General features: G+C 45.0%; 19 protein-coding genes, 17 tRNA genes, 1 rRNA gene, 1 pseudogene and 1 riboswitch. Of the genes and pseudogenes, 7 read left to right on the forward strand and 31 right to left on the reverse strand.

The window, feature by feature from the left end:
- Positions 1–71: 71 nt before the first annotated feature.
- From trmL to queG, 3 genes are all read right to left on the reverse strand, one after another.
- Positions 72–554 carry a tRNA (uridine(34)/cytosine(34)/5-carboxymethylaminomethyluridine(34)-2'-O)-methyltransferase TrmL gene (trmL, locus tag BFW96_RS08105; RefSeq protein ID WP_003233442.1) on the reverse strand — a complete coding sequence of 161 codons (483 nt, stop codon included), beginning with the start codon at positions 552–554 and terminating at the stop codon, positions 72–74.
- A 37-nt stretch (positions 555–591) separates the two neighbouring features.
- Complete coding sequence (locus BFW96_RS08110; RefSeq protein WP_083252829.1) at positions 592–1521, reverse strand: amidase domain-containing protein; 930 nt, start codon at positions 1519–1521, stop codon at positions 592–594.
- Positions 1522–1587: 66 nt separating this feature from the next.
- On the reverse strand, positions 1588–2748 hold the full coding sequence (queG, locus tag BFW96_RS08115) for a tRNA epoxyqueuosine(34) reductase QueG (RefSeq protein WP_040083646.1): 1161 nt from the start codon (positions 2746–2748) through the stop codon (positions 1588–1590).
- Between the two features lie 82 nt (positions 2749–2830).
- Between queG and BFW96_RS08120 the strand changes: the two genes are divergently transcribed.
- Positions 2831–3454, forward strand: a complete 624-nt coding sequence (locus tag BFW96_RS08120; RefSeq protein ID WP_040083647.1) for a B3/B4 domain-containing protein — start codon at positions 2831–2833, stop codon at positions 3452–3454.
- 89 nt (positions 3455–3543) lie between these two features.
- On the opposite strand, the gene BFW96_RS08125 is transcribed toward BFW96_RS08120, so the two are convergent.
- Positions 3544–3617 (reverse strand) — tRNA-Gly (locus BFW96_RS08125).
- Between the two features lie 192 nt (positions 3618–3809).
- Between BFW96_RS08125 and BFW96_RS08130 the strand changes: the two genes are divergently transcribed.
- Together BFW96_RS08130 and BFW96_RS08135 are read left to right on the forward strand one after the other, a co-directional pair.
- The gene (locus BFW96_RS08130) at positions 3810–4010 is read left to right on the forward strand and encodes a helix-turn-helix transcriptional regulator (protein WP_009966860.1); all 201 of its coding nucleotides are present in this window, start codon (positions 3810–3812) and stop codon (positions 4008–4010) included.
- A gap of 1 nt (position 4011) precedes the next feature.
- Positions 4012–4485, forward strand: a complete 474-nt coding sequence (locus BFW96_RS08135) for a hypothetical protein (protein WP_069839149.1) — start codon at positions 4012–4014, stop codon at positions 4483–4485.
- Positions 4486–4502: 17 nt separating this feature from the next.
- Here BFW96_RS08135 and rpsN read toward each other — a convergent pair whose 3' ends face one another.
- From rpsN to BFW96_RS08165, 6 genes are all read right to left on the reverse strand, one after another.
- Positions 4503–4772: a 30S ribosomal protein S14 gene (rpsN, locus tag BFW96_RS08140; protein WP_069839150.1), complete on the reverse strand. Its 270-nt coding sequence runs from the start codon at positions 4770–4772 to the stop codon at positions 4503–4505.
- Positions 4773–4885: 113 nt separating this feature from the next.
- On the reverse strand, positions 4886–5422 hold the full coding sequence (locus BFW96_RS08145) for a hypothetical protein (RefSeq protein WP_069839168.1): 537 nt from the start codon (positions 5420–5422) through the stop codon (positions 4886–4888).
- Positions 5423–5522: 100 nt separating this feature from the next.
- Positions 5523–6653: an FMNH2-dependent alkanesulfonate monooxygenase gene (ssuD, locus tag BFW96_RS08150; RefSeq protein WP_069839151.1), complete on the reverse strand. Its 1131-nt coding sequence runs from the start codon at positions 6651–6653 to the stop codon at positions 5523–5525.
- A gap of 20 nt (positions 6654–6673) precedes the next feature.
- The gene (locus BFW96_RS08155; RefSeq protein WP_080488008.1) at positions 6674–7504 is read right to left on the reverse strand and encodes an ABC transporter permease; all 831 of its coding nucleotides are present in this window, start codon (positions 7502–7504) and stop codon (positions 6674–6676) included.
- On the reverse strand, positions 7501–8499 hold the full coding sequence (locus BFW96_RS08160) for an aliphatic sulfonate ABC transporter substrate-binding protein (protein ID WP_069839152.1): 999 nt from the start codon (positions 8497–8499) through the stop codon (positions 7501–7503). The genes BFW96_RS08155 and BFW96_RS08160 overlap by 4 nt, the downstream gene beginning before the upstream one ends.
- Positions 8500–8516: 17 nt before the next feature.
- Entirely contained in the window at positions 8517–9284 is a 768-nt protein-coding gene (locus BFW96_RS08165) for an ABC transporter ATP-binding protein (protein ID WP_069839153.1), read from the reverse strand.
- Positions 9285–9687: 403 nt separating this feature from the next.
- Here BFW96_RS08165 and katA point away from each other — a divergent pair, with 403 nt between their 5' ends.
- A complete protein-coding gene (katA, locus tag BFW96_RS08170) occupies positions 9688–11139 on the forward strand; it encodes a catalase KatA (protein WP_014663291.1) in 1452 nt (483 codons plus the stop codon).
- Positions 11140–11163: 24 nt separating this feature from the next.
- Here katA and senS read toward each other — a convergent pair whose 3' ends face one another.
- Positions 11164–11361, reverse strand: coding sequence for a transcriptional regulator SenS (gene senS / locus BFW96_RS08175; protein ID WP_069839154.1), 198 nt, complete (start codon positions 11359–11361; stop codon positions 11164–11166).
- A 248-nt stretch (positions 11362–11609) separates the two neighbouring features.
- On the opposite strand from senS, the gene BFW96_RS08180 reads away from it, so the two are divergent.
- Positions 11610–12965 (forward strand): FAD-binding oxidoreductase, encoded by a 1356-nt coding sequence (locus BFW96_RS08180; protein WP_069839155.1) that lies wholly within the window; start codon positions 11610–11612, stop codon positions 12963–12965.
- Positions 12966–13002: 37 nt separating this feature from the next.
- On the opposite strand, the gene thiC is transcribed toward BFW96_RS08180, so the two are convergent.
- The gene (gene thiC / locus BFW96_RS08185) at positions 13003–14775 is read right to left on the reverse strand and encodes a phosphomethylpyrimidine synthase ThiC (RefSeq protein WP_069839156.1); all 1773 of its coding nucleotides are present in this window, start codon (positions 14773–14775) and stop codon (positions 13003–13005) included.
- 132 nt (positions 14776–14907) lie between these two features.
- A riboswitch (TPP riboswitch) is annotated at positions 14908–15015 on the reverse strand.
- 59 nt (positions 15016–15074) lie between these two features.
- Complete coding sequence (locus BFW96_RS08190; RefSeq protein ID WP_069839157.1) at positions 15075–15776, reverse strand: Type 1 glutamine amidotransferase-like domain-containing protein; 702 nt, start codon at positions 15774–15776, stop codon at positions 15075–15077.
- Positions 15777–15817: 41 nt separating this feature from the next.
- On the opposite strand from BFW96_RS08190, the pseudogene BFW96_RS08195 reads away from it, so the two are divergent.
- Positions 15818–16087, forward strand: a pseudogene (locus BFW96_RS08195) (spore coat protein).
- A gap of 83 nt (positions 16088–16170) precedes the next feature.
- Here the strand turns inward: BFW96_RS08195 and BFW96_RS08200 are convergent.
- A complete protein-coding gene (locus BFW96_RS08200) occupies positions 16171–16374 on the reverse strand; it encodes a hypothetical protein (RefSeq protein ID WP_014663285.1) in 204 nt (67 codons plus the stop codon).
- Between the two features lie 140 nt (positions 16375–16514).
- Here BFW96_RS08200 and spo0M point away from each other — a divergent pair, with 140 nt between their 5' ends.
- Positions 16515–17291: a sporulation control protein Spo0M gene (gene spo0M / locus BFW96_RS08205; protein WP_069839158.1), complete on the forward strand. Its 777-nt coding sequence runs from the start codon at positions 16515–16517 to the stop codon at positions 17289–17291.
- A 78-nt stretch (positions 17292–17369) separates the two neighbouring features.
- Here the strand turns inward: spo0M and BFW96_RS08210 are convergent.
- From BFW96_RS08210 to rrf, 17 genes are all read right to left on the reverse strand, one after another.
- Positions 17370–17451 (reverse strand) — tRNA-Leu (locus tag BFW96_RS08210).
- A gap of 256 nt (positions 17452–17707) precedes the next feature.
- Positions 17708–17796 (reverse strand) — tRNA-Leu (locus BFW96_RS08215).
- Between the two features lie 7 nt (positions 17797–17803).
- Positions 17804–17874 (reverse strand) — tRNA-Cys (locus BFW96_RS08220).
- A gap of 5 nt (positions 17875–17879) precedes the next feature.
- Positions 17880–17954, reverse strand: a tRNA-Gly gene (locus BFW96_RS08225).
- Positions 17955–18002: 48 nt separating this feature from the next.
- Positions 18003–18074 (reverse strand) — tRNA-Gln (locus BFW96_RS08230).
- Positions 18075–18083: 9 nt separating this feature from the next.
- Positions 18084–18159: transfer RNA gene (locus tag BFW96_RS08235), tRNA-His, on the reverse strand.
- A 24-nt stretch (positions 18160–18183) separates the two neighbouring features.
- A tRNA-Trp gene (locus tag BFW96_RS08240) sits at positions 18184–18257 on the reverse strand.
- A gap of 5 nt (positions 18258–18262) precedes the next feature.
- Positions 18263–18347, reverse strand: a tRNA-Tyr gene (locus BFW96_RS08245).
- Between the two features lie 21 nt (positions 18348–18368).
- Positions 18369–18441: transfer RNA gene (locus BFW96_RS08250), tRNA-Thr, on the reverse strand.
- Between the two features lie 5 nt (positions 18442–18446).
- Positions 18447–18522 (reverse strand) — tRNA-Phe (locus BFW96_RS08255).
- Between the two features lie 12 nt (positions 18523–18534).
- A tRNA-Asp gene (locus tag BFW96_RS08260) sits at positions 18535–18611 on the reverse strand.
- An 11-nt stretch (positions 18612–18622) separates the two neighbouring features.
- A tRNA-Met gene (locus BFW96_RS08265) sits at positions 18623–18699 on the reverse strand.
- A 7-nt stretch (positions 18700–18706) separates the two neighbouring features.
- A tRNA-Val gene (locus BFW96_RS08270) sits at positions 18707–18782 on the reverse strand.
- A 9-nt stretch (positions 18783–18791) separates the two neighbouring features.
- Positions 18792–18863: transfer RNA gene (locus tag BFW96_RS08275), tRNA-Glu, on the reverse strand.
- Positions 18864–18897: 34 nt separating this feature from the next.
- Positions 18898–18989, reverse strand: a tRNA-Ser gene (locus BFW96_RS08280).
- 5 nt (positions 18990–18994) lie between these two features.
- Positions 18995–19069, reverse strand: a tRNA-Asn gene (locus tag BFW96_RS08285).
- Between the two features lie 9 nt (positions 19070–19078).
- A 5S ribosomal RNA gene (gene rrf / locus BFW96_RS08290) occupies positions 19079–19194 on the reverse strand.
- Positions 19195–19264 lie beyond the last annotated feature (70 nt).

Here is a 19264-nt window from a genome sequence, read left to right on the forward strand (position 1 = left end):
ATAATTAGCTGTTTCTTAAGCATTTCTTGCAGCCAAAAAAAATCCGCCCATCATCATGAGCGGATTTACTACTACTTCAAGTCACGGTAATTTTGCTGGCGCAGCGCTTCATAAACGAGAATCGCGGCAGTGTTGGACAGGTTTAACGATCTGACGTGCTCTGTCATTGGAAGACGCAGGCAGCGGTCCATATTATTTTGAATTAAATCCTTTGGCAAACCGCTTGTTTCTCTTCCGAACACAAAGAAATAATCCTCGTCAAGATCAGTGTAATCAAATGATGTATGAGGCTGCTGGCCAAATTTCGTAATAAAGAAAAATTGGCCTTTTTCATATGCTTCAAACAATTCCTCTAACGAATCATGATACACAACATTAACAAACTCCCAATAATCGAGTCCGGCACGCTTCAGCATTTTATCATCCGTTGAAAAGCCGAGCGGACGAATCAGGTGGAGCGTAGTATTGGTTGCTGCACAAGTACGCGCAATATTCCCTGTGTTAGCGGGAATTTCTGGTTGATATAAAACGACATGTAATGCCACAATGTTCACCTCTGTTTTTCTTATCCGCCCATCATTATAACATTAATTACTCTTTTGTCGTATCATCAACGATATGAAAAAAAGCATATCGTATTGACGGCGTGTATGCCGTTGAATCCTCATATGACCAATACCTCATCCGGCTGTCATAGGTCTGGGCGTTAACAAGCGGCATATTGCCTTTGTCCTTTGCCACGACAATCGTTGTATGATTAAACCGGCCGTCTCCTTCGAAGTCATAGCAAATCACATCGCCCGGCATCAGCTCTTCCGCTGATTTCACCCGCACCGCACGCAGTCCAGCTTTTGAATTCGACAAATACATTTTCATCGAATGAGCCACCGTCCAGCTGTAGCTCCATGAGCTTTGTTTCATCCACCAGCCTGATCCTCTGTTCGGATGGCCGCGCATTGGCGCGCCTCCCGCATGAAGACACTGAGAAATAAAATTGGTACAGTTATCGCTGAAATTTTTATAAGCAGGATTGCGCTTGTTCCAAAATTTCTCGGCATATTGCACAGCGCCGAGACGATCGTATTGAAAAGCCCTGCCAAACGCTTCTCTTTCCTCTTCAGAATAGTCAATAATGCTGGTCCCTTCATGAAATCCAGCCGGCTTTTTCGCAATTTCCTGATCACTAATCAAAATGTGATCATAAAGGAAAGCCCTTCGCTCCTCTATGTGCTCTTCTATATACAAGCTGTCGTCCTGTTCCTTACACACGTATTCGTAATGGATGGTATACGAAAGGCAGGTCGTTCCGTCATCCTCAACCCGCACATGATTAATTACGGCCTTTGCTTTCGCTTTTATGATGTCAACTTTACGTTTTTCCAGAAGCTTTTTCTTACGCTCCATGACTTTAAGATCTCCGACTTGAGACTCCTGTCTCATATCATGCCCGTTAACCAGAAAGCCCAGCCGCTCCTCCGCTAATTGTTCTAAAATGTGCTTCAAGCTCACCCCACCCGCCATACTTTTTTATAGAGAAAAAACACTTGGATGATCTCAAGTGTTTTTTCCTTCTGCTCTATACGTATGTCAGGACAGGCCTTGTTTAGTCATGCCTGAAGCTTTTAGCAACTCAATTCCTTTTTCAATTTCCAGCTTTGCCTCTTCATCCTTCTCTTTTTCCAGCGCTTTTTCAAGCTCTTCCATGTATACGGTGTCTCCGATTTTACCGATTGCCCATGCGGCTGTCCCCCTGATGACAGGACGCGGGTCCTTGTGCATCAGATCCGCCAATTCAGGCAGTGCGGAGGTATCCTTAAAATGCGCAAGCGCGAGAATGGCGTTTCGCTGAATCGGTTTTTTCCCGCGCCAAGAACCTGAGACATGTCCGAATTTCTCCTTAAATTCCCGATTGCTGATGGTCAAGAGCGGCTTCAATAACGGTTTGGCAATCTCAGGATCAGGCTCCATTTCCGGATGAAGATGAAAGTCCTTCCCTTTATTGAGAGGACATACCGTTTGGCACGTATCGCACCCATACAGGCGGTTTCCGATCTTTGTCCGGAATTCATCAGGCAAAAATCCTTTTGTCTGGGTCAGAAAAGAGATGCAGCGCTGCGCATTAAGCTGCCCCGGATTAACCAGTGCTCCCGTCGGACAGGCGTCCAAACATTTCGTGCAGGAGCCGCACATATCTTCAATCGGCACATCAGGCTCGAAAGGGATATTTGTGATCATTTCCGCCAAATACACATAAGAGCCATACTCTGGCGTTGTGATCATACAGTTTTTCGCGCTGAATCCGATGCCGGCACGTTCTGCAACGGCGCGATCAGACAATTCACCTGTATCAACCATTGACTTCGTTCTGATATCCTCATGCTTGCTTTTTAGAAATTCCTCCAGCAGATCGAGCTTTTCCCTCAGCACATCATGATAGTCTTTGCCCCAGGAGGCTCTGCAAAAAATGCCCCTGCGCTCAGTTCTCGTGCTTCTTGGCGCATCCTTCATTCTGGAAGGATATGCGAGAGCAATCGCCACTATTGATTTCGCTTTCGGCAACAGAAGCTTTGGCGTCACCCTTTTCTCAATATCCGGCTCTTCAAAGCCGGAGAGATAGCCGAGTGATTCTTGAAGAATCAAACGGTCTTTTAAACTGTCAAAAGTATCAGCGGTCGTAAAACCAATCTTGTCCACGCCAATGCTTTTCGCGTATTCAATTAATTCTTCTTTGAGCTGATAAACGTTCATGTTTTGCACAGCCTCCTTTCTTTGTGATAAAACGATACAGCGTTTATAATAGGTTGATATCACGTAACTGGAGTGAATGCTAGTGAATATCAAACTTGATTCTGTTATTACTGAACGTGCGGCTGGCTTACATGCAGCAGCTGTCATTTATGAGAATATCGAAGTCGGCTCCTCACCGCAAATGCTGAAAGGCAGACTCCGCCTATTCCAGGAGTCCCTGTTTTTCGACTATGCAGACGGCGGTATACCCGATGAACCCTTCGTCAAGGAATGGCGGGAACTCTTTAAACAGCTTAACCCTTCATTTGAGGGAGAAACAACCCCAATGGAGGACATGCTGATCCCCATATCCAAAGAACAATTCATGGAAAGTAAGGACTCGGCCCATGACACAATCGATTTTTTCGCTTTAAAATATTCTCTGCCCATTATGATTTATGATGCCGGAAAGCTTCATGAGTCTGTCCGGATCTCATTGGGAGAAAAAGAAAACATCCTGCTTTTCTCTGATGAAAACGGCATTTTTGGCGATTTTAAAAACAGCTTCAATCAACATCCCGTTTCAAACGAGACCAAAAATATGCTGCAAATCATTTTTTTTCCGCCATCCATTGAGAAAAGCAGCGCTGTTAAACTCTTATCATCATTAACGAAAATGTTTGAACAAATTCACGGCGGCACCCATACAGTACATTGGCTTACGTAAAAGAACACGAATAACGTGTTCTTTTTTACATAAAAAAACGCAATACTTCGTTTATCTGAGAAACGAAACACTGCGTTAATACGTATGTATGGAGCGGGTGATGAGAATCGAACTCACGACATCAGCTTGGAAGGCTGAGGTTTTACCACTAAACTACACCCGCATTTGTGAATGTCAGTAACAGTACCGCTTTGACTGTTCTTATATTACAGGTTTATTTATTTTTCGTCAAGGGAATATAAAAATTTTGTCGAAAAAAGTTATCTTTTTGTAAAGTTGTTAAGTATCATTTACATAATGTTAAGTATACTATACAATATAATGAAACAAGAAAGTGAAGGGGACAGACGTCATGATGAAAAATAAAGTAAAAGAGCTGAGGGCACGCTTCGGCTATTCTCAGGAAAAACTCGGAGAAACGGTCGGCGTCACAAGACAGACTGTGGCAGCCATTGAAAAAGGCGATTATGTTCCCTCACTGCTGTTAGCATTGAAAATTTGCAAAGCCTTCTCCATGAAAATGGAGGATGTCTTTTGGTTAGAGGAGGAAAACTAAGATGAGCATGAAAACAAAAGCAGCTTTTCAACTGGTGTTATTTGGCCTTGCATGCTGGACGCTGATTTCATACTTTGAAGCCTCGGAAGGCATAGCATCTTTTTTCCGCACAAAGAGCGGCGGGACGGTGTTTGAATTAAACCTCACCCCCTTTGTTCTGTTTATTGCGGCGACTGCGGTTTATTTGTACTTACAGAAAAAAAGCCGCCCTGCCAGAAAGCAGCTTCTTCTGCCTGATGAATTTGAAGAGCAGGATGAAAGAGAGCAGATGATGACGGCAAAAGCATGCCGCGCTTCATATATCGCTGTCTACTTCTCGCTGCCTGCCGCTGCGGTGCTTCTCATTTTTTATCCGCTTTTTCAATCGCGCATGCCGTTTTTCCCTATTATTATTGTGTTTGTCATCATGATCATCCAGCACCTTTCCTACGTCATCTCTTTCAAGAAAAACGAAAAAAACTCCGGCGCACTGTAATCGGCCGGAGTTTTTTCTTACCAGCTTGCTTTTTTCACACCGGGAATCTGGCCTTTATAGGCCAGCTCCCTAAAAGCGATTCTGGACATTTTAAACTTTCTCATATATCCTCTCGGGCGCCCCGTTACCATGCAGCGATTGTGGAGCCTTCCCGGCGCTGAATCTCTTGGCAGCTTGCTGAGTGCCTCGTAATCTCCTTTTTCCTTCAACTGGCGTCTAATATCAGCGTATTGTTCAACAAGCTGTTGTCGTTTTAACTCTTTTGCCACTTTTGATTTTTTAGCCAAGTCACATAGCCCCCTTGTCAAATCGAAATTATTACGATTTAAAATGTATCATGCTCCCTTTAAAAAATCAAGCATACCGCTTTGTAAAACAGACGGCCTGAAGCCGCCCGTTTCTAATGATGCAATTTCACATAATACAGTAACGCATCTTGATGCTTAATGAGCTCTTTTTTATGTTCAGAGGTATGCATTGTCTCGTCAGTCCCTCTAATACTGCTGCCGATCAAAACAGGCTTCTCGAAAGAAATCGGTTCCGGCGATGAAATATTCTGAGTCATTTCCTGTGTTGCGCTATCGTCACGTTTCACCGATGAATCAGCTGCTATATTTCCCTGTTTGTCCACAATGCCAAAATGAATGGTGGTGTGTTTATCCTTTCCTTCCCCCTCTTCATTCACAAAATAAACAAATTGTATGGTATCAGGTTTTTCCTCTGAATAATCTGCACGAACTGGTCCAACCGTCTCAACAAGCTTTCCCTTTTGGTAATGTTCGATGTACATGTCAGCTGAGGAAATACCTTCACCGATATTGACGGCTTCAGCAGTGAATGCCTGTGAAGCTGCAACATCCATTCTGTTTTTTTCAAGATCTGACATGTCCGCTGCTTTGATTTCCATCTGTTTTGAATGTCCGCATGCCGACAGCATAGCTATCAGGCAAATGACTGCTGCGCTTCTCAATGTTTTCAGAAAAACAGCCCCCTTTTTGAAAATCATACCATATTCGGGGGCTGTATTTTAATTAAACTCATGCATTTTTCTCTTTGACAAAATAAGTGTTTCCTACTGCTTCTCCCCTTTTGTTCTGAAGCTTTCTCGTCCGATCGTTTTCAAACGGCAAAAGTGGAAATACAAGCTCTGCAAAATAATACGCTTCTTCTAGATGCGGATAGCCGGAGAATATAAATGATTCTATGCCGAGTGCCTGGTACTCCGCTATCCGGTCGGCAATAGTCTGCGGATCACCGACAAGGGCTGTTCCTGCCCCTCCTCTGACCAGGCCGATCCCCGCCCACAGATTCGGGCTGATTTCAAGCTTCGTCCGATCGCCTTGATGAAGAACGGCCATCCGCTGCTGGCCTGAAGAGTCGTAACGGCTTAAAGCAGCCTGCGCTTTGGCAATGGTGTCATCATCCAAATGGCTGATCAAGCGCTCAGCCGCTTCCCACGCCTCTTGTTCAGTTTCACGGGCAATGACATGCAGCCTAATGCCAAACCGGACAGATCTCCCTTCTTTTTCCGCCTGCTTTTTGACTCTCTCAATCTTTTCTTTTACTTGTTCAGGCGGCTCCCCCCATGTCAAGTACACGTCTGTATGCTTTGCGGCAGCTTCAATCCCTGCCTGCGACGATCCACCGAAATAGATAGGCGGATGCGGCGCTTGCTGCGGCGGGAAAAGCAGATTGCTGTTTTCCACTTTTATATGCTTTCCTTCATAGGAAACCGTTTCTCCCTGCAAAAGTTTTCGCCAAACGGTTAAAAATTCGTCTGTTGCTTCATAGCGCTCATCATGACTGATAAACAGGCCATCACCTGCCAGCTCATACGGATCGCCCCCTGCCACAACGTTGATCAGCAGCCGGCCGTCTGAAATGCGGTCTAAGGTGGATGTCATTCTGGCTGCTAAAGAAGGCTGCATTAAACCAGGTCTTACCGCGACTAAAAATTTCAAGTCCTTTGTTTCTCCTGCCAGCGCCGACGCTGTAAGCCACGGGTCCTCGCACGATCTTCCCGTCGGCAGAAGAACCCCTGTATATCCCAGCCTGTCTGCCGCCTGCGCGATTTGTTTAAAGTAAAGATGATCCGCAGTCCGTCCATCACTTTGAGATCCTAAATATCTCGCGTCTCCATGAGTCGGTATAAACCAAAGAATTTCCATATTCATCCCCCTTAGATACTCTATCCTTCGTAGCTGTTTCTCCACTTTAACAGCTTTCGTTCAAGCAGCCTGACGAAGGAATCCGTCAGCTTTCCAACCACTGCAAAAATGATAATCCCTGCAAAGACTTTGTTCGTTTGTGAAAATTGTCTCGCATCCATAATCATATAGCCGACTCCCGAGCTTGAGCCCATCAGCTCTGCTACAACGAGCCCGAGCCATGCAATGCCGAGCGATAAGCGAATGCCTAGCAATATATTGGGCAGGGCTGCCGGCAATATCACTTTGGTTATCTGCTGATGCCATTTAAATTCAAGGACCCGAGCGACTTCAAACAGCTTCGCATCAACTCCGCGGATACCGTTAAACGTATTGATATAGACGGGAAAGAAGGCACCGAGCGCAATCAGCAAAATTTTAGATACTTCGTCAAATCCGAACCATAAAATAAACAGCGGCGTGACGGCCAAATGAGGTACCGTTCTAAGCATTTGCAACGATGGATCAAGATACAGCTCCGTTCGTTTTGAGAATCCGGCCAAAATCCCGATTATCAATCCAAGTCCCGCGCCAAGCAAAAAACCAAGCGCCGCCCGATAAATGCTGATTTGCAGATGGCCGAACAGCTCACCGGACAAAATAAGCTCCTTAAAGGTCAGGACAATCGTCACAGGCGTAGGCAGCACTGTAGCGGACACAAGCCCCAGCGCGCCGATAATCTGCCAGGTGGCAATGATGACAGCTGGCAGTAAAAGCCCCTTCGTCCAGCCATACTTCTTCCTTCCGGGCTTTTTTCGCACTGCTTCCGCATTCGTTTTGGGCAGCGAGCCCGCAGCCTCTGCTTTCATCATTGATCACCTCCTGAGGAATGTTCATTTAATGCTTTTTTGATAAAAGTGTTATCCACAACATCCTTCACATCAATCTTCTTATCTATTGCCTGCGTTCGAAATTGAAAATCTGCTGTTTCCTGCTGTGCTTTCACAATATCGTCACTAATGACCTCATTCAGGGGCTCAGTATTCTTCAGCACATTTTCGACGACCTTTTTATCGAGATCTTTAATGTCTGCATACAGTTCTGCTGCTTCATCCAAATGTTCCTTTTGCCATACAACAGCCTTATTAAACACCTTCAGAAAACGGACCACTTCGTCTGGATGCTCTTCTGAAAACTTGGTTCTTACTAAAGTAAAGCCCGGTGAATATAAATCTGTGCTTTCTCCATTCACAAGGATTTTTGCTCCGTGTTTCATAGTTTCTAATGACAAGTACGGCTCCCAAATGGACCAGGCATCAACAGATCCGTTTTCAAACGCCGAAGCCGCTTCATCAGGCTGAAGCTGAATAATTGTCACATCATTAGCTGACAACCCGACTTGATCAAGCGCTTTATACAAAAAATCAAACCCGCTGCTGCCTTTAGCGACTGCAATTTTCTTCCCCTTTAAGTCCTTGACTTCCTGAATGCCGCTGCCTTGATTCACAAGGATGCCGTTTGCTTTCAATCCGTCCTGAGACAAACCGATTTCTTTAAAGTCAATGCCTGCCGCCTGTCCAGCAATCACAGGAGAATTGCCGACCTGAGAAAAATCAAGTTTGTTCGCCGCAAGGCCTTCAAATTGGGGCGGACCGCTTTGAAACTCCACCCATTTCACTTTGATGCCTTCTTTTTCAAATGCATCTTCGAACCAGCCTTTCTCCTTCGCGATCAAAAGCGGGCTTAAACTTTGCTGAATACCAATACGAATTTCCTTCAATTGTTTGTGATCACCATTGGCTCCGTTTGCTCCGCAGCCTGCGAGCAGAAAAATAACGGCAACTAATACAATGAGCCTTTTTTTCATTTCCGCTTCCGCCCTTTCTATATCCCTGATCCTTCAGCGTACTCCAAATCTTCTGTTTTCTCGAATTCCGACAGCACTTTCTGTCTGATCGCTTGGAAATCCGGAGTCGTCCGGTTCCGCGGATACGCCAAGTGAATGGGCATCAGCTTATGGATTTTCCCCGGTTTGGCCTTAAGGATCGCAAGCTCATTTCCTAAATAAACAGATTCATCTATATCGTGAGTCACGAGAATCATCGTTGTTTTTTTCCTCCTCCATATCTCCAGCAGCACGTCCTGCAGATGTTTTCTTGTAAAAGCGTCAAGTGCACCAAACGGTTCATCTAAAAGCAGCACCTCAGGCTCCCGCAGAAGGGCCCGGGCAATGGCAACTCTTTGTGACATGCCGCCTGACAGCTCGCGCGGATATGCTTTCTCCGATCCTTTCAATCTGACAATCTCGATCAGTTCATCCACCTTCTGTTTGACTGTGGGGTCCTTCAAATTCAAGTCGGCGGCAATATTCTGCTCAACCGTCAGCCAAGGAAAGAGGCGGTGCTCCTGAAAAATAAATCCTTGCTGAATACCCGGAGCTGTTACACTGCGGCCGTTGATTTCAACACTCCCGTCATATTCAGAATCAAGTCCCGCAATAATCTTTAACAAGGTGCTTTTCCCGCACCCGCTCGGTCCGATAAGCGTTAAAAATTCACCTGGTGCGATTGATAATTGTATGTTCTCTAAGACCGTGTTTTTGCGGCCCTCTTGAACAAATGACTTTTCTTTGATGCTGATGGTCACAGCCACTTTTATCCCCTCTTTCTGCCAACCCCGCCTTCAAAAAACAAAAAGGCCCCCATCTCTGTTCTTGTAGAGATGAGAGCCTTCGGCGGTCCGATCAGCTGCCCAATTGTTTTTTGTTTGAATAACATGTTAATTCAAATTATTCCGATATGTCAACTCTTTTTTAAAATGCGGTTTTTGATCCTTGTTTATCACTTACTCTGCTTGTTTCGCAAGTAGAGTAGAAAAAATGATTTCTCCGAAAATTATTAAATGCTATGAAATAGCTGGTATAACAAGGTTTTTCACCATTTCCAATACTAGATATCGCTTAATATAGATAACTATTTTATAATAATTATAAAATAATATTGACTTTTTAATTAGAGGTGATATTATGTTCTTATAAATTCCAAGAGGTGATAACATGAGTTCAAATAAACTGACAACTAGCTGGGGCGCTCCGGTTGGAGATAACCAAAACTCAATGACTGCCGGTTCTCGCGGACCAACTTTAATTCAAGATGTACATTTACTCGAAAAATTGGCCCATTTCAACCGAGAACGTGTTCCTGAACGTGTTGTTCACGCTAAAGGAGCAGGCGCACACGGATATTTTGAAGTGACAAACGACGTAACAAAATATACGAAAGCCGCTTTCCTTTCTGAAGTCGGCAAACGCACACCGCTGTTCATCCGTTTCTCAACAGTTGCCGGTGAACTTGGCTCGGCTGACACAGTTCGCGACCCACGCGGATTTGCTGTTAAATTTTATACTGAAGAAGGAAACTACGACATCGTCGGCAACAATACGCCGGTATTCTTTATCCGCGATGCAATTAAGTTCCCTGATTTCATCCATACACAAAAAAGAGATCCAAAAACACACCTGAAAAACCCTACGGCTGTATGGGATTTCTGGTCACTTTCACCAGAGTCGCTGCACCAAGTGACAATCCTGATGTCTGACCGCGGAATTCCTGCGACACTTCGCCACATGCACGGCTTCGGAAGCCATACATTCAAATGGACAAATGCCGAAGGCGAAGGCGTATGGATTAAATATCACTTTAAAACAGAACAAGGCGTGAAAAATCTTGATGTCAATACGGCAGCAAAAATTGCCGGAGAAAATCCTGATTACCATACAGAAGACCTTTTCAACGCAATCGAAAACGGTGATTACCCTGCATGGAAACTATATGTGCAAATCATGCCTTTAGAAGATGCAAATACGTACCGTTTCGATCCGTTTGATGTCACAAAAGTTTGGTCTCAAAAAGACTACCCGTTAATCGAGGTCGGACGCATGGTTCTAGACAGAAATCCGGAAAACTACTTTGCTGAAGTAGAACAAGCGACATTCTCACCTGGAACACTCGTGCCTGGTATTGATGTTTCACCGGATAAAATGCTTCAAGGCCGACTGTTTGCTTATCATGATGCACACCGCTACCGTGTCGGCGCAAACCATCAAGCGCTGCCAATCAACCGCGCACGCAACAAAGTAAACAATTATCAGCGTGATGGACAAATGCGTTTTGACGATAACGGCGGCGGATCTGTATACTACGAGCCTAACAGCTTCGGCGGCCCGAAAGAGTCACCTGAGGATAAGCAAGCAGCATATCCGGTACAAGGTATCGCTGACAGCGTAAGCTACGATCACAACGATCACTACACACAAGCCGGTGACCTGTATCGTTTAATGAGCGAAGATGAGCGTACCCGCCTTGTTGAAAATATCGTTAACGCTATGAAGCCGGTAGAAAAAGAAGACATCAAGCTTCGTCAAATCGAGCACTTCTATAAAGCGGACCCTGAATACGGAAAACGCGTTGCAGAAGGCCTTGGATTGCCGATTAAAAAAGATGCTTAATCGAAATGCAAAAACCCGCTGGAATCAGCGGGTTTTTTTATATTTAGTTACGCCTTGCGTATGCTTCTCATCAATCTTCATATAAATTTCCTCCATGAGCTCCGCGCTGTTTATAATCTCTCGTTTGTTTTTTTCAATCAGCAGCTCGAGCGGCAAAATCTGATTCCCGTAGGTTTTTCGCTTCCTGAATCGTTTTCTTCCCTTTTCTTTTTTGACTCCCATCAATAATCCCTCCTTTTTCATACAAAAAAGGCCCTTATCTAAAGATAAGAGCCTTCGGTGTTCCGATCAGCGCGACAGTTTTGAAAATTTGTACTGACCATGTTAATTCATACAATACCGACCTGTCAACTATATTTTGAAGATATTGACGCTTTATTAGATTATATCCACGCTTTTTCCTTATACACTCTTTTACCCTGACGCATAAGCTAGAGAAACTAGAATACGTGAGAAAGAGATGTGGGAGTGTGGAAAAGACAAAACTGACCGGACGTATCGTGACACGGGATGATCCGGACTATAACGAAGCAAGAACCAATATTAACCTGAGCTTAGAAAGGTATCCTGACATCATTGTGTTTTGCCAAAACAAACAAGATGCACTCAATGCGCTGAAATGGGCGCGTGAAAACCATGTGCCTTTCCGTATTAGAGGCGGCAGGCACAGCTATGAAAATTTCTCCCTTTTAAATAACGGTCTTGTTATTGATTTAAGCGAAATGAAAAAAATAACTGTAAATCAGGATAAAAAGCTTGCCTATATTGAAGCAGGCGCTGAATTGGGAGAAGTCTATCGGACTCTCTGGCAATACGGCCTGACGCTTCCCGCAGGCACCATTGCTAATGTAGGGCTCACAGGTTTAACTCTCGGAGGAGGTATTGGACTTTTAACAAGGGCTGCCGGTCTTACTTGTGACCGCCTCGTGAATCTCGAGATGATAATAGCAGACGAAAAAGAGGGCGCTGATTTGGTTACAGTCAGCTCTTCAAACCATCCAGACTTATTTTGGGCGTCTCAGGGAGGCGGAGGCGGCAATTTCGGCATTGTCACCTCCATGACATTTCAAGCAGTGCCCATCTCTCAAGTGTCGATTTTTTCAATTACATGGGGCTGGGATGATTTTAAAGAAGTATTTAACACGTGGCAGCACTGGGCCCCCTATACAGATGACCGGCTTACCTCATCAATAGAGTTTTGGCCTAAAGAAGTAAACCGGATAGAGGCCCTCGGCCAATTTGTCGGTCCAAAAACAGAGTTAAAAAAACTGTTAAAGCCTTTATTGAAAGCAGGAAGCCCGACAAGCGGAATGGTAATCGCAATGCCCTTCATTGAAGCGGTAACCTTTTTTAACAGCCCGGGAGGCAATCAGCCTCAAAAAATGAAACGCTCCGGCTCTTTCATTGAAAAGCCATTATCAGAACGTGCGATTTCAACGATTAAACACTTTTTGGAGCACGCTCCGAATCAAAACGCCAGCGTCTGGCAGCAGTCGCTCGGCGGAGCAGCCGGACGGATCGCTCCAGACCAAACAGCATTTTATTATCGTGATGCAATCATTGCCCAGGAATACCTAACAAACTGGACATCCCCTGAAGAAAAAAGACAAAACGTCCGCTGGATTGAGAGGCTGAGAACATCCCTTTCGAGAGAAACGATGGGGGACTACGTAAATTGGCCAGATATCGAAATCAGAAACTGGCCAAGAACATATTACGGCGAAAATGTTGAACGACTCCGCCGTGTCAAAACGAAATATGATCCAGAAAATGTTTTCCGCTTTGAACAGAGTATTCCTCCGCTTCGACGTTCTCTGTTTTTCTAAAAAAATGAAGATGGAGCATTCTCCATCTTCATCTTTTTTATTGATATAAATTGCTTCCCGTATCGACAAATTCTTTTGCTTTTTCTTTTAATCCTCTATTTATGGCTTCTGCTTCACTGAGATCGTTTTTCTTCGCATAATCTCGAATATCCTGAGAAATTCTCATGCTGCAAAACTTTGGACCGCACATGGAACAGAAGTGAGCGGTTTTTGCTCCTTCAGCCGGCAGAGTTTCATCATGATATTCAAGCGCTCTTTCCGGATCAAGAGATAGATTAAACTGATCCCGCCAGCGGAATTCAAAACGGGCTTTCGATAACGCATCATCGCGGATTTGCGCTCCGGGATGCCCTTTTGCAAGGTCCGCAGCGTGCGCAGCGATCTTATATGTAATGACTCCTTCACGAACATCATCACGGTTTGGCAGCCCTAAATGCTCCTTCGGCGTTACATAACATAACATTGCTGTCCCATACCAACCGATCATCGCCGCTCCGATCGCTGAAGTAATATGGTCATATCCAGGGGCAATATCCGTTGTCAACGGCCCTAATGTATAAAAAGGAGCTTCTTTACAAATGTCCATTTGTTTATCGACGTTCTCTTTGATTTTATGCATCGGAACATGTCCAGGACCCTCAATCATCACCTGAACATCATGCTTCCACGCAATTTGCGTCAGCTCTCCAAGCGTCTCTAATTCAGCAAACTGTGCTTCGTCATTAGCATCGGCGATTGATCCGGGACGCAGGCCATCCCCAAGAGAAAACGCAATATCATATGTTTTCATGATTTCACAGATCTCTTCAAAATGAGTGTATAAAAAGCTTTCTTGATGGTGAGCCAGACACCACTGTGCCATAATGGCGCCCCCGCGGGACACGATACCAGTTGTCCTTTTGGCAGTCAGCGGCACATACCTAAGCAAAACACCCGCGTGAATCGTAAAATAATCCACTCCCTGTTCTGCCTGCTCGATCAGCGTATCACGATAAATCTCCCACGTTAAATCCTCCGCTACGCCGTTTACTTTTTCAAGCGCCTGATAAATCGGAACAGTTCCCACAGGCACAGGACAATTGCGAATAATCCATTCACGCGTCGTATGAATATCTTTTCCTGTAGAGAGATCCATCATTGTATCTGCTCCCCAGCGGATGGCCCACGTCATTTTTTCCACTTCCTCTTCAATGGATGACGTAACAGCTGAATTCCCGATATTCGCATTAATCTTCACATGAAAATTCCGGCCGATAATCATTGGCTCACTTTCAGGGTGATTAATGTTTGAAGGAATGATTGCCCGGCCGCTTGCCACCTCGTCTCTTACAAATTCGGGAGACACATGCTCTCGAATAGCGATAAACTCCATCTCAGGTGTAATGATTCCCTTTTTGGCATAGTGCATTTGGGTGACATTATGACCAGCCTTCGCCCTCAGCGGTTTCCGCTTTAGCCCTGGGTAGCTTACGTTTGGATTTGCTTTTTTATAACCATTATCTTCTGGTTTTATTGCACGACCTTCATATTCTTCCACATCACCGCGCTCTGTAATCCACTTTTGGCGGAGCGGCTTTAATCCTTCTTGAATATTAATAGTAACTTCGGGGTCCGTATACGGTCCGCTTGTATCATAGACACGCACAGGTGCGTTTTCCTCCTCGCCGAACGATCCCGTCGTCGGACTCAATGTAATCTCCCTCATCGGCACTTGGATGTCTGAAGAAGAACCCTCCACGTATACCTTTTTGCTGCCCGAAAAACTTGACATAATAGAAATGTTGGCTTGCTGCACTGAATTGTTTTGCATTACTTATCCTTCCCCTCTCTACGTTTGAAAGGACAAAATCAAGCCCATAACCAGCACAAAAAACCGGATTCATAAAAATGAACCCGGTTACAGTCAGAAAGAAACATATTATTGCCCAGCACGACAATAATAAAAACAATTCCTCTACTTCCCCACGCTGGTACGAACCAGATCAGGTCCAAAGGGTTAAGAAGCTTACCTTCTCTCTCAGCCCGAAAGCGGGCACCCCCAGTAACTATTGATTTCGAACTCATCTTAACATAAAACCAATCGAAAAAAAAGAGGAATATAGAAAATATTCAGCTAATTGAACCCAAATATGTGACAGGCAACGAGATTTCAGATATCCCATGTTCATCCCTCATCACCCGATATGCCTTTGCATCCGATCTTGAACTCACAGTCTGAAACAGCTGATCATTTATGAAATGGAGAGCCGCTCCATCGTCCGCCGCATAGCCATTGCACAAGAATTCGTTAGCTATCAGCAGGTGGTATGCCGGTCTCCGATCCTTTTCCCCGTCATAATGAGGACAAAAGCTCCCTTGCAAAAAACCTAAACTTTTCATACTTGTCAGCGGCCCGGCCGAATCTGTCACACCTTCTTCAAACCAGCATATCGCACCTGCACTTAATCCAGCTAAAATCACTCCGTTCTTCCATGCCTCTCTGAGAATAAAGTCCAGCCCCCATTCCTTCCACAGCACAAGCATATTGCGCGTATTTCCCCCGCCAACATAGATCACGTTCTTTTCCATAACAAAAGAAGTTAAATCTGTTGACGGCGGCTTAAATAAGGATAAATGAGACGGCACACAATCCATTGTTTGAAACGCATGATAAAACCGCTGAATATAATTTTGGGAATCTCCACTCGCGGTCGGCAAAAAACAAATACGAGGTGACTCCCGTTCCGATTGATTGAGGATATATTGATCGAGGGACAAATTTTCCGGCTCCATCGAAAAACCCCCGCCTCCCATCGCAATAATCTGTTTCATCATTACACTCCCCAACAAAATTTGTTGTTTATTATAGCATTTTGAATAGAAGCAAGAAACAAAGCAAAATACTTTCTTATCAGGAGCTGCTATAAAAACCAAAGGAGGTGGCTTGCTCATTGAGTCTTTATCCCGAAGACATTTTTGATTTGTTAACAACAATAAAAACCAACATTAACAACTGCACTGTCGCAATAACAGAAGCCGAAAATCCCCACATCAGAAGAGCATTGCACGATCAATTAGATACAGCTGCCCATCTCCATGATGAACTGTCAGATCTTCTGTTGGAAAAGGGGTGGCTTGGGTGAGCAATTTCAATCGATTCACTTTAATCTTGCAGCAAAGACCACAAAAAGAGACGGGATCTCAAAGATGAGATGCCGTCTCTTTTTTATTGCTCCACTCTTCTTAAAGCCTCGTTTACCGTTTCTTTTATAAACGCGTCTTCACCGCTTAATCGGTCTAAACTGAGATCGCCGTTTCTCAGCCTTTCGGAAATATGGTTTATATCCTCCTCTACTGTGATTTGCAGCTCACCAGCCAAAAACATTCTGTGTAATTCATCTGCAACCAAATTTTCTTTATTCACTTCCACCTACTCCTTTGTTTTCAATATTATTCTTAGTCTGCCCTTAGGCTTAGATGAATAATAGGAAAAAAGTATGAATCAAATGAATCTTTTTTCCTCCTTCTTGCGTATATCTGTTGAGAAAAAGAAAAAGGGGAAGATCAAACATGTCATTTTTTAAGAAACTTGCGGCAAGTGCCGGAATCGGAGCTGCAAAAGTCGATACAATTTTAGAGAAAGATGCATATTTTCCAGGAGAAGAAGTCCGGGGAACTGTACACGTCAAAGGCGGAAAAATCGCTCAGGACATCCGCTATATTGACTTACAGCTTAACACCAAGTACGTCATTGTAAAAGACGACGAAGAGCACCGGAAATACGCTACAATTCATTCTTTCCGGGTCACTGGTTCATTTGCCATTCAGCCTGGAGAAGAGCATCAATTTCCGTTCGCATTCACTCTGCCTCTAGATACGCCGATCACTGTAGGAAAAGTAGAGGTTGCGGTGGTGACAGACCTTGACATTCAAGGCGGTATCGACAAATCTGATCATGACCGCATTTTCGTTGAAGCGCACCCTTGGATTGAAAATGTCCTGGGAGCTATCGAAAACCTGGGCTTCCGTCTTAACGAAGCAGACTGCGAACAAGCACCCTACTTCCAGCGTCGCCTTCCGTTCGTTCAAGAATTCGAGTTCGTCCCGACTTCCGGATATTATCGTCAGATGCTTGATGAATTAGAGCTCATTTTCCTTTTAGACGAAGACGGTTTGGAAATCATTTTCGAAGTCGACCGCAGAGCAAGAGGACTCCGAGGATGGCTGGAAGAGATGTATAATGACGGAGAACAGCTTGTACGCGTCCGTTTCAGCCAATCAGAGCTTGAAGATACAGAAGAGCTAGGAGAGGTACTAGAAGAGATCATAGACCAATACGCTGAGTAAGTAAAAAAAGGAGCTGAGGCTCCTTTTTTTCGATAAAAATAAAAACCCGTTTCTAAATAAGAAACGGGTTCTTCAGTATACCGGTGGTCGGGGTCGAACCGACACTCCAGAAGGAACACGATTTTGAGTCGTGCGCGTCTGCCAATTCCGCCACACCGGCAAGTTTTTTACGTCGTATCTAACCGACGAATATAAATATATCATGGATCTCATAATGTGTCAACGTATTTCAAAAAAGTTTTTTTGGGAATATAAGATAGAAAGTGTTAAGAGAATCTCTATCATCGATTTCTCATAACTTAGCCAGTTATGAGAAATCAAAGCAATAAAAAAATGATCTACATAAGTAGATCATTTATAGATTAGTTATAATGATAAAACACAAACACCAATTCAACCTACCATGTAAGTAAAATTGGTGCCGAGGGCCGGACTTGAACCGGCACGGTAGTCACCTACCGCAGGATTTTAAGTCCTGTGTGTCTGCCAATTCCACCACCCCGGCAAAAGAAAGGCGACACCCGGATTCGAACCGGGGATAAAGGTTTTGCAGACCTCTGCCTTACCACTTGGCTATGCCGCCGTAATTGGAGCGGAAGACGGGATTCGAACCCGCGACCCCCACCTTGGCAAGGTGGTGTTCTACCACTGAACTACTTCCGCATTTTAAGGGACTTAATACATCATATGCAGTTGATATGAAAAGTGAGACTGGGCTAGCTGGATTCGAACCAACGCATGACGGAGTCAAAGTCCGTTGCCTTACCGCTTGGCTATAGCCCAATGATAATATGGGGCGATTGATGGGAATCGAACCCACGAGTGCCAGAGCCACAATCTGGTGCGTTAACCACTTCGCCACAACCGCCATAATCTCAAGATGTCATAAATTTGGCAGGGGCAGTAGGAATCGAACCCACACCGGAGGTTTTGGAGACCTCTGTTCTACCGTTAAACTATGCCCCTATAAATGGTGGAGGGGGGCAGATTCGAACTGCCGAACCCTGAGGGAGCGGATTTACAGTCCGCCGCGTTTAGCCACTTCGCTACCCCTCCACATTAAATTTTGAAAAACAGTGCCGGCAAGAGGACTTGAACCCCCAACCTACTGATTACAAGTCAGTTGCTCTACCAATTGAGCTACACCGGCATAGGTGGTGGCTCGGGACGGAATCGAACCGCCGACACACGGATTTTCAGTCCGTTGCTCTACCAACTGAGCTACCGAGCCTAAGTATTTAAATGGCGGTCCGGACGGGACTCGAACCCGCGACCTCCTGCGTGACAGGCAGGCATTCTAACCAACTGAACTACCGGACCATTTTAAAATTTGGTTGCGGGGGCAGGATTTGAACCTGCGACCTTCGGGTTATGAGCCCGACGAGCTACCGAACTGCTCCACCCCGCGATAATAATGGTGGAGGATGACGGGCTCGAACCGCCGACCCTCTGCTTGTAAGGCAGATGCTCTCCCAGCTGAGCTAATCCTCCATCATATAATGACCCGTACGGGATTCGAACCCGTGTTACCGCCGTGAAAGGGCGGTGTCTTAACCGCTTGACCAACGGGCCCAGACTTTCAATTGTAATTATGTATAAGTATCAGTGGCGGAGAGCAAGGGATTCGAACCCTTGAGACGGAGTTGACCGCCTACACGATTTCCAATCGTGCTCCTTCGACCACTCGGACAGCTCTCCAATAATGGCTCCGCAGGTAGGATTCGAACCTACGACCGATCGGTTAACAGCCGATAGCTCTACCACTGAGCTACTGCGGAATGAAGTCTGCCTGGCGATGTCCTACTCTCACAGGGGGAACCCCCCGACTACCATCGGCGCTGAAGAGCTTAACTTCCGTGTTCGGTATGGGAACGGGTGTGACCTCTTCGCCATCATCACCAGACAATTTCAGTGACATTTAACATTATACTATGTATTCTTGAGAAAATCAAGTGTTTTTTTGAAAAAACTTA

This window comes from Bacillus sp. F56, from assembly GCF_001748205.1.
Classification (GTDB): Bacteria; Bacillota; Bacilli; order Bacillales; family Bacillaceae; genus Bacillus; species Bacillus stercoris.

Coding starts and splice junctions, on each gene's coding strand:
- katA (WP_014663291.1), top strand. CDS start 9,688: ATGAGTTCAAATAAACTGACAACTAGCTGGGGCGCTCCGGTTGGAGAT.
- BFW96_RS08110 (WP_083252829.1), bottom strand. CDS start 1,521: ATGGCGGGTGGGGTGAGCTTGAAGCACATTTTAGAACAATTAGCGGAG.
- BFW96_RS08160 (WP_069839152.1), bottom strand. CDS start 8,499: ATGAAAAAAAGGCTCATTGTATTAGTTGCCGTTATTTTTCTGCTCGCA.
- BFW96_RS08155 (WP_080488008.1), bottom strand. CDS start 7,504: ATGATGAAAGCAGAGGCTGCGGGCTCGCTGCCCAAAACGAATGCGGAA.
- BFW96_RS08135 (WP_069839149.1), top strand. CDS start 4,012: ATGAGCATGAAAACAAAAGCAGCTTTTCAACTGGTGTTATTTGGCCTT.
- thiC (WP_069839156.1), bottom strand. CDS start 14,775: ATGCAAAACAATTCAGTGCAGCAAGCCAACATTTCTATTATGTCAAGT.
- senS (WP_069839154.1), bottom strand. CDS start 11,361: ATGGGAGTCAAAAAAGAAAAGGGAAGAAAACGATTCAGGAAGCGAAAA.
- spo0M (WP_069839158.1), top strand. CDS start 16,515: ATGTCATTTTTTAAGAAACTTGCGGCAAGTGCCGGAATCGGAGCTGCA.
- ssuD (WP_069839151.1), bottom strand. CDS start 6,653: ATGGAAATTCTTTGGTTTATACCGACTCATGGAGACGCGAGATATTTA.
- BFW96_RS08190 (WP_069839157.1), bottom strand. CDS start 15,776: ATGAAACAGATTATTGCGATGGGAGGCGGGGGTTTTTCGATGGAGCCG.
- BFW96_RS08145 (WP_069839168.1), bottom strand. CDS start 5,422: ATGCTGTCGGCATGCGGACATTCAAAACAGATGGAAATCAAAGCAGCG.
- queG (WP_040083646.1), bottom strand. CDS start 2,748: ATGAACGTTTATCAGCTCAAAGAAGAATTAATTGAATACGCGAAAAGC.
- BFW96_RS08130 (WP_009966860.1), top strand. CDS start 3,810: ATGAAAAATAAAGTAAAAGAGCTGAGGGCACGCTTCGGCTATTCTCAG.